The organism is Roseimaritima sediminicola (genome assembly GCF_009618275.1).
Lineage (GTDB): Bacteria > Planctomycetota > Planctomycetia > Pirellulales > Pirellulaceae > Roseimaritima > Roseimaritima sediminicola.
The window spans coordinates 1-9,158 of the sequence record NZ_WIAD01000088.1 but is presented as its reverse complement, the minus strand read 5'-3'; the positions used below and the strand labels follow the sequence as shown (position 1 = coordinate 9,158).

5 protein-coding genes are annotated in these 9,158 nt (G+C 59.6%); all 5 read right to left on the bottom strand.

The features are described from left to right. Window positions 1-151 precede the first annotated feature (151 nt). The 5 genes from GE027_RS21985 to GE027_RS21960 all read right to left on the bottom strand — a co-directional run bounded on the left by GE027_RS21985 (window position 152) and on the right by GE027_RS21960 (window position 8,795). The gene (locus tag GE027_RS21985; protein ID WP_153559383.1) at window positions 152-484 is read right to left on the bottom strand and encodes an RHS repeat domain-containing protein; all 333 of its coding nucleotides are present in this window, start codon (window positions 482-484) and stop codon (window positions 152-154) included. 1,005 nt (window positions 485-1,489) lie between these two features. After that, on the bottom strand, window positions 1,490-1,972 hold the full coding sequence (locus tag GE027_RS21980; protein ID WP_153559382.1) for a hypothetical protein: 483 nt from the start codon (window positions 1,970-1,972) through the stop codon (window positions 1,490-1,492). A gap of 1 nt (window position 1,973) precedes the next feature. Then, complete coding sequence (locus GE027_RS21975; protein WP_153559381.1) at window positions 1,974-4,208, bottom strand: RHS repeat-associated core domain-containing protein; 2,235 nt, start codon at window positions 4,206-4,208, stop codon at window positions 1,974-1,976. Between the two features lie 585 nt (window positions 4,209-4,793). After that, window positions 4,794-6,305, bottom strand: a complete 1,512-nt coding sequence (gene malQ / locus GE027_RS21965) for a 4-alpha-glucanotransferase (RefSeq protein WP_153559380.1) — start codon at window positions 6,303-6,305, stop codon at window positions 4,794-4,796. Between the two features lie 9 nt (window positions 6,306-6,314). Next, the gene (locus GE027_RS21960; RefSeq protein WP_153559379.1) at window positions 6,315-8,795 is read right to left on the bottom strand and encodes a glycogen/starch/alpha-glucan phosphorylase; all 2,481 of its coding nucleotides are present in this window, start codon (window positions 8,793-8,795) and stop codon (window positions 6,315-6,317) included. Window positions 8,796-9,158 lie beyond the last annotated feature (363 nt).

Below are 9,158 nucleotides of genomic sequence, written 5' to 3'. Positions count from 1 at the left end.
CGGGGGTGAGGGGGCTCGGGTGCAACGGAATGACCCATGACATGCCATTTCCAGACTGTGTGCTGCATCAAGATACGGCGAAGCCCCCCGCAGATCGATCTTGCTCAACTGCGAACACCGAAAACCTGGTCTGACCCCGGCGCAGCCTTTCCTAGTCCGCCGCCGGATCGCTGGCCGAAACCAGCTGCGAAGCTGCGTCGTAGCTGTAGGTGAGCGTCCGCAGGGTGGTCATGCCATCGAGCCAATTCTCGGCGGTGCGGCGGTGGAGGTGGTCGTACTCGTACGTGGTGACGCGACCGTTGCGGTCGGTCACCTGTGTAAGATTCCCCGCCGCGTCGTACTGATTCGTGCGGGTATCGCTCAACTCATTGGTGGCGGTGAGGACACGATCCAGTTTATCATACGTCCAGGTCGTGGTGTTCCCGACCGGATCGGACAGCGTCAGGCGGTTGCTCATTGCGTCGTACTGCAACGAAGCAAGCATTCAGCACGTGGTCCCAGCACAGCCTTGCCTAGCTGCGAACACCGAACACCGGGCCTGACCCCGGCGCAGCCTCACGCTGTCGAAACTGCAATCGCCATCCGTTGCGGCCACGATCTGACTCTTTGCGCAAGCTCGCCAATGAACCAACTCCATCAGTTGCCCATGAGAAGAAGACGCTGCGGCGGGCCGGCCATGGGCGCCGGGTTTCGGGGATCAGCCTAGCCGCTGCGTTCGTCGAATGCTCTTCGTGTAGGTTTCAGCCTACCAAAATTACGCTTCGGCGCAAGCCATTGCTTGTGAGGGTGTTACCGACCACGCTCTGATCGCATTTTACATCGCATTCTTGCCGAATTGGCCAGACGGCTACTCTTGGCGCGCTAACGCGAAGTGGTAAAGGTGTGGTCCTGACACAGCCTTGCCTAGCTGCGAACACCGAAAACCGGGTCTGACCCCGGCGCAGCCTTATCCAGACGCTCCGACAGATCCTGCGGGGACAAGTCGGTGTAAACGATGTCCTCTTCATCGGGGTCTCCGGCGGTACGGAACTCAATGCACGCGATCAGGTTGGCTTCTTCCGGCGTTTCGGAACCGATCTTTTTTTTCGACCGGCACTGGGCCGACGCACCCGTCCGGCCGCTGGGTCATCCTGCAGGTGATCCAGTTCCGCGATGCCACGTTCAATCGTTCGTGTCGAAATCCCAAGCACGCCGGCGATGTAAGTGATCCCGCCATGCCCACGCTGTGTCGCTTCGATGGCAGCAAACCGCCTGCGATCCTTCTCCGACAAAGTACCTGCAAAATCACGCAGCCGTTGCTCGGTCTGTGAATCGGCGTCGCGTAAACTGATGACCATCCGTGGCTCCGCTCTGTGAGGATCGAATTGAACTCCCAGCAGTCTATCCGATACGCATCAAATCTTCGACACTAATTGATCGTGCGTTGCTAACAAGTAAGACCGTCGCTGACCCCTTTGATCTATCCAGTCTCTCCCCCAGGAATGAAGTGTCATCGCGTGTGTAACCCCATGACCAGCATCTCATCAGACGGGTTGAGAAGAAAGCCACTTAGCAGCGGTGACTTTGTATATTCCGAGGGATGATATACCACCGTATCGACAGAAAATACGCCAGGTGCCTGAGTACGCGTGAATGTTACGCTGCTAGCATCCAGGAACCAGTGCGGCAATTCTTTATACCCCACAAACACCTTGTCTGTATCGTCTTTCACAACCGTCGCGCTGAGTGACCATTCGTCTCTCATTTTGAATACAGCGACCAAGTACCAGTCGTTTCCCAGTGTGCCGGTACTCCATTTAACAGATTGCACATTCGCAGGGACATTACATAGCTTTTCAAGTCCTGCTAGATCTGTTCTCATCTCCATGTCAACAGCTGATAGGTGTGGCTTCCGCAATGCTGTTGGCGCACCGCCATTATCGCAGCCTGCCAAGAAAAAGAACGTCAAGAATGCAAGTGAAATTAGTTTCATTTTAGCGCCCTCCCGGTGCCGCGGTTTGGGGATTTTGGATTGACCCTTCCTCCCAGGAGACGGTTCGTTGAACAGTGCCAAATTGATCGTATTGACGGGCCAAGCCTGTGATTTCGAACTTCCCGTTTTCGGAGTCAGGGATTCCTGTAGCGAGGTCACTCTCGCCCGGATTGAAATTGTAGCGGTCTTCTGCATGTAGCGTGAAATCCATAGCAAAATGCTTCTTTCCAGTCGTCGGGTTGCAGGTAACTTTGACGTTCGCAGATCCCCACACCGTGTGCCCGCCGATTGCCTTTTGCCAGTTTTCAGTCACGGGATATGGGACGGCGCTGTTCGCCGTTCCAGTTATCTGGAAACTTTCTACGGGGCGTGTGCTCAGCTGTTCCGCCGCCAGTTGCGCTCCTCTTAGTTCCTCATCCAGCGTTGCTCTTCCTGCTTCATCCTCGCGTATATACTCCTCATAGTCGATAACGCGAGTTCTCCCCTCTCCGAAAAGGAAATGCCTATACGCTTCGTGGGCATCGTCTAGCCAGGGACGTAAACTTTCCGATATTTCTAATTTAGCAATCCACACGTACAACGCGCGACGGTCGTCCGCAGTTGGATCCCGCGGGTCATAATGATCAAGAAATCCATTGTCATGATTGATGGCTGGGCGAGTGGGGGGGCCTATCGTGTAGCTCGTGGAGCCGCTCGGAGACGTCGCCGGTTCGGCACACCAACCGCTCGAATCGGTCGCAGTCGCTGTCCCATTCCCCACGTACCGATAGAGGTTCGCATCACCCGCCTCAAACCCGATCGGGTCTTGGCTGATCCATCTTCCGATCGCCGCATCGTAGTACCGGGCTCGGTTGTACTGCAGGTCGCCTTCGGCGTCGCGCTCTCGGCCGGTGTAGGCGAATAGAAAATCGACGCTGGCGTCCGTCTCGGCGGTGATGTTGCCGAAGGCGTCGTAGGTGAGGTGGTTGACGACCGTGGTCGTGTCCGTACCGGCATCGTATTCGGCGATGTCGCGGACGCTGCCGAGATTGTCCGACAGAGCCCACAGAACATCGCCGGCGGTTGCGGGACTGGTGACGTCTTCGCTGGCGAGGACCTGATCCACCGCCGGACCGTGCAGGTATCGCTCGGTCAGGCCGCCCGATTCGTCGAATGCCAGCAGGATCTGATCGCCCGCACCGTCTCGTTCCTCCCGCAGGCCTTCGTGGATGTAGATTTCTTTGGTCGCCGTTCCGCTGCCCGCTCCGTCGGCGTCGATGGTTTTGACGATCCGGCGGTTGAAGATGTCGTAGGTGTAGTCTACCTGGTGCGTCACGGTGCCGACGCTGTCCTTGGTCGTGATGCTGGTCAACCGGTTGCGGTGGTCCCAGCTGTACGCGACCACTTCACCGGTCGAGACGTTGGTTTTGGTTAGCCGGTTACCTTCGTCGTCGTAGGTGTAGTTGAACGTGCCGTCGGAGCTGATCTGATTGTCGTCGCCGGTTGCGTAACCGCCACCGGTGCGGTTGCCGTTGCCGTCGTAGGCGTAGGACTCGTCAGCACTGGTTCCGCTGCGATCGGCGGCGGTCAGCTGGTCGGTGTCGTCATAGCTGTACGTGGCGTCTTCGGCCGAGTAGCCGCTGACGGTGAAATCGGTCAGCCGATTGCCCTCGTCGTAATGCCAGGTGTAGCCAGCCAGCGTCCCCGAATTGCCGTCGACGTGGGTGAGGCTGGTCAGTCGATCCGCATCGTCATAGCCATAGGTGCTGATCGCGACCGTGTCGCTGCCCGCCAGATCGGCATAGCGAGTGATGCTGGTGAACTGCTGCTTGTCTTCGGCGTCGTAGGCGAAATCGACTCGCTTCTCCGCCACGGCGTTTCCGCCCGACTGACCGCCTTGGGTGACCTGCGTCATCCGGTTCAGGTAGTCGTACTGGTAGTCGTTGACCAGGTCAGCCGTGCCGTTGATTTCGGCGGCAAGCTGTGTGCGCCGTCCGAGGGCATCGTAGGACTCGTCGATCGCGACGTCGAAGACAAGCGAAGCGTAGTCGTAGTCCGTACTGGTGTTGCGGCCGAGGTTGTCGTAGGTGAAGGCGTAGTTCGCTGCTGGATCGCTGGCCGAAGCCAGCTGCGAAGCGGCGTCGTAGCTGTAGGTGAGCGTCCGCAGGGTGGTAAGACAATCGAGCCAGTTCACGGCGGTGCGGCGGTGGAGGTGGTCGTATTCGTACGTGGTGACGCGACCGTTGCGGTCGGTCATCTGGGTAAGGTTCCCCGCAGCGTCGTACTGATTCGTGCGGGTATCGCTCAGCTCATTGGTGTCGGTCAGGACACGATCCAGTTTATCATAGGTCCAGGTCGTGGTGTTCCCGACCGGATCGGTCAGCGTCAGGCGGTTGCCCTTGGCGTCGTAGTGCGGCGAATCAAGCGATCAGCACGTGGTGCCAGCACAGCCTTGCCTAGCGGCGAACACCGAAAACCGGGTCTGACCCCGGCGCAGCCTTTCCCTCTGACCCCGGCGCAGCCTTTCCTAGTCCCGAAGGGACGACAGGAGACGCATTCCTGTCGTCCCTTCGGGACTAAACGCCGTTGGGGCCCCCATACCATGGGCTGACGCCCATGGCTACACCCTGTCGCCACTGCGTGGCTGTTGCCTGGGACGGTCAAGGTCGTCATACAGATAGGTGGTCGTTCCCAGGGGAATCGAGCACAGCGTTGGGATTACACGACAACCGTTAGCAGCTTCGAACGAGCCCTGCTCGGAGATTCCTGAGCGGGTAAGCGGAAGTTTTCTCGGAGCAGTCCAGCCAGGGGGCCGACATGACGCGTTGCGGCGTGCAGCGCGTCAGCGTCCGCTGCGTTCGGTCGCCTGTTGCAAACGCGTGGCCAGCTCGGGCGAGCACGCCTCGGCGGCGACGCGCCAGGTCCAGTTGCCGGTGGCTTGACCGGGCAGGTTCATCCGCGCCGCATTGCCCAGGCCCAGCACGTCCTGCATCGGCAGGATCGCCGTATCGGACCGACTTTCCAACACCGCCGCACACAATTGCCAGTGGACCGGTTCGTCGCCGCGTAGGTAGGGGGCCAGCGGATCGTCCTCGTCGGCCAACGTCTGCGATTTGGGTTTGGGTCTGCGTTTGCCGTACCAGCCCATGATCGTGTCGTTGTCATGCGTTCCGGTGTAGGCGACCGAATTCGCGGGATATTGATCGGGGCGATGGAAGTCGTCTTCGGGATTGTCGAAACCGAACTGCAACACCCGCATTCCGGGAAAGCCCAGGTCCTCGCGCAGTTGATGGACTTCGTCGGTGATCAACCCCAAGTCCTCGGCGATGATCGGCAGCGGGCCCAGCTGTTCCCGTGCCGCATCGAAGGGTTCGGTCCCGGGGCCGAGACACCAGCGACCATCGACCGCGGTGGGCGCATCGGCCGGGATTTCCCAGTAGGCTTCGAAGCCGCGGAAGTGGTCGACGCGGAGCAGGTCGTAGAACTCCAGCGCCGAGCGGAACCGCTGGGTCCACCAGGCATAGTCGGTGCCGCGCAGCGCGTCCCAGCGGTACAGCGGGTTGCCCCAGCGCTGGCCGGTTTCGCTGAAGTAGTCCGGCGGAACGCCCGCGACGACCGTCGGCCGGCCACCCTCGTCCAGGCTGAACAGACCTTGATGCGCCCACACGTCGGCGCTCTCATGAGCGACAAAGATCGGCATGTCGCCATACATTCGCACCTGCCGCTCGTTGGCGTACTGCTTCAGACGCGACCACTGCAGATGGAACAGGAACTGGAAGAATTTGGCGCGGGCGATCGCTTCGGCCAGCTCGCGGTCGGTACGCATCAGCGCCTCGGGCACTCGATGCACCAGTTGCTCAGGCCAACGCGTCCAGTCAGACGTGCCGAACCGCTCCCGATAGGCTTCGAAACGCGCGTAATCGACCAGCCACCAGGCGTTGTCCAGGCAGTACGCATCGTATTGCTCGTGCGTCTCGGACCGCGTGGTGTCGCTGAATCGCCGGTAGGCCTCGTCCAGCAGCGGCCGCTTCAGTCGCTGGGCCGCGGCGTAGTCCGCTTTGCCCGGCGCGTCGATCGGCTCAACCGTCGCCACTTGCTCGACATCCAGCAAACCGTCTTCGGCCAGCTGGGCCAGGTTAATTAACAGCGGATTGCCGGCGAAGGCCGAGAAACTGCTGTAGGGCGAATCGCCGAACGCCGGCGGGCTGAGCGGAAGGATTTGCCAAACCCGCTGCCCAGCCGCCTGCAAAAAGTCCACGAACTGGTACGCCTGCTCGCCCAGGTCACCGATGCCATGAGGGCCCGGCAAACTGGTGATGTGCAAGAGGATGCCGGAGGATCTCGGAAAGTGCATCGATGATTCCTATGCTTTCAGGGGCTGGACGCCCCAAATTTCCTTGGCGTACTGGCTGATCGTGCGGTCGCTGCTGAACCAGCCGCTGTGGGCCGAATTCAGGATGCTCATCCGGTTCCACTTGTCCTGGTCGGTATAGGTTTCCCCGGCGACCTGTTGGGCATCGATGTAGCTGCGGAAATCCGCGATCGTCACCCATTGATCATAGGGGTTCCGCAGGCCGCTGGTCAGCAAATCGAAGATGCCCGGCTCGCTAGCGTTGAAGTGGCCGCCTTCGAGCAATTCCATGACGCGTCGGATCTCGGGATCGGCCGCGATGATGCCATTGGGATCGTAGGCCTTACGCGTCTCGACAACGCCCTTGGCGTCCAGCCCGAACAGGAAGAAGTTCTCGGCCCCGGCCTTTTCACGGATCTCGATGTTGGCCCCGTCCAGAGTACCGATCGTCAGCGCACCGTTCATCATGAACTTCATGTTACCCGTTCCGGACGCTTCTTTGCCCGCGGTGGAAATCTGTTCGGACAGCTCCGTGCCCGGACAGATGATTTCCATCGCCGAGACGCGGTAGTTGGGGAAGAAGACCAGTTTCAGCAGGTCCTGCGTCGCGGGGTCGCCATTGACCACGTCGGCCACGTTGTTGATCAGTTTGACGATCAACTTTGCGACGTGGTATCCCGGCGCCGCCTTGCCGCCGATCAGCACACAGCGCGGGACCATGCCCTGGGTCTCGCCGCGACGGATGCGGTCGTACAGGTGAATGACGTGCAGGACGTTCAGCAGTTGGCGTTTGTACTCGTGGATTCGTTTGACCTGCACGTCGAACATCGCGTCGAGCGGGAATTCTACGTTGGTGTGCTCTTTGACGTACTCGGCCAGACGATGTTTGTTGTCGCGTTTGACCTCCGCCCATTTTTTGCGAAAAGCTGCGTCCTCGGCGTAGGGAACCAATTTGGACATCTGTTCCAGGTCGGATTCCCACTGGTTGCCGATCGTTTCGTTCAGCAGGTCCCGCAGTTTGGGATTGCAGTGCGAGAGCCAGCGACGTTGAGTCACGCCGTTGGTCTTGTTGTTGAATTTATTGGGCCAGATCTTGTAGAAGTCCGAGAACAAGCCGCTCTTGAGCAGTTCGGTGTGCAGGTGCGCCACACCGTTGACGGAGAAACTGCCCACGATGCTCAGGTAAGCCATCCGGATGTGCGGCTCGTTGCCCTCTTCGATCAAGGACAGACGCTTGCGGAGTTCCATGTCGCCGGGGTACAGCTTCGAGACTTCGCCCAGGAACCGCTCGTTGATCTCGTAGATGATCTCCAGCAACCGCGGCAGCATGCGGCTGAACAGTTGCACCGACCACCGCTCGAGCGCCTCGGGCAGCAACGTGTGGTTCGTGTACGCCATGCACTCGGTGGTGATCTTCCAAGCCGTGTCCCAGTCCAGTTTGTGCTCGTCCAGCAACAACCGCATCAGTTCTGGAACGGCCGAAGCGGGGTGCGTGTCGTTCAACTGGAAACAATTCTTCTCGCCGAAGTCGGTGAAATCGTCGCCGTGTTGTTTGACCCACTGGGCCAACACATCTTGCAGGCTGGCCGAGACCAGGAAGTACTGCTGTTTCAGCCGCAGTTCCTTGCCGTTTTCGCTGGCGTCGTTGGGGTACAACACCATCGAGATCTGTTCGGCGTTGTTCTTGGCCGCAACCGCTTCGGGGTAACTGCCCGCGTTGAACTCTTCCAGGTCGAACACGTCGGTGGTCGAAGCTTTCCACAAGCGCAGGGTGTTGACCGTGTTGTTCTTGTAGCCGGGAATCGGCATGTCGTAGGGCACGGCCAACAGGTCGTTGGTGCCGACCCAGCGGACCCGCGCGATGCCGTCCTCGTCCATGTAACGTTCGGTGTGACCGTACAGCTGGATCGTCCGCGTGAACTCCGGCCGTTCGATCTCCCACGGGTTGCCATCGCGCAGCCAGTGGTCGGGGTCTTCCACCTGCCGGCCATGTTCGATGTGTTGGTGGAACATGCCGAATTCATAACGGATGCCATAACCGGTCACGGGCAGCTGGAGGTTCGCGCAGCTGTCCAGGAAACAGGCGGCCAAACGTCCCAGGCCGCCGTTGCCCAGCCCTGCGTCCAGTTCCTCCTCGGCAACCTCTTCCAGGTGGTAGCCATACTCCTGCAGCGCTTCGCGGACCGGTTCTTCCAGGTCCAGGTTCTGCACGGCGTTGTTCAGCGACCGCCCCAGCAAAAACTCCAGCGACAGGTAGTGCACACGCCGCGTCTCGGGATTGGCAAACCGCTCGCGTGTCCGCTGCCACTGTTGGCTGATCCGGTCCCGCACCGCGTGCGCAAGCGCCCGGTAGTAGTAGGACGCGTCGCCGTTGGAACCGAAGTGTCCCAGCGTGTAGTACAGGTGACGACGGATCTCATTGGAAAGCGGTCCAAGCAACTGTTCAGTGGACTCGGAAGTGACTTCGCGTTTCGTTTCCAACGTTTTGCTCATGATCAGTAAATGGGGGTGGTGCTTTGCTAGCAATGTAAGCAAGTTCATAGCGCCAGCGTACTAAGCCTTTTTCGGCAGAAAGACAGGCTGAGAATGAGCCAAACGCTGTGGCCATTGTTCCGCGTGCAGAGCGGATTGTCGATACGCTCCGCACACCCGGCAGCCGGGCTGGGATTCTTTAGGCCTTTAGGGGATGCTGGCGGAAAACTTTCCGGATATTAGGGTGTGATCCTTGGGCTGCGTCAACATTGGATCTGAGAGTCTGGCCGTAGCTGAAGTCGCCAAACTTTGGACGTTTTCGCCGCTTCGATCCAATCTCTGGCGAGCTCGGCTACCCTAAATGGAAACCTGGACGAACTACTA

Coding starts and splice junctions, on each gene's coding strand:
- GE027_RS21975 (WP_153559381.1), bottom strand. CDS start 4,208: ATGACCGACCGCAACGGTCGCGTCACCACGTACGAATACGACCACCTC.
- GE027_RS21980 (WP_153559382.1), bottom strand. CDS start 1,972: ATGAAACTAATTTCACTTGCATTCTTGACGTTCTTTTTCTTGGCAGGC.
- malQ (WP_153559380.1), bottom strand. CDS start 6,305: ATGCACTTTCCGAGATCCTCCGGCATCCTCTTGCACATCACCAGTTTG.
- GE027_RS21985 (WP_153559383.1), bottom strand. CDS start 484: ATGCTTGCTTCGTTGCAGTACGACGCAATGAGCAACCGCCTGACGCTG.
- GE027_RS21960 (WP_153559379.1), bottom strand. CDS start 8,795: ATGAGCAAAACGTTGGAAACGAAACGCGAAGTCACTTCCGAGTCCACT.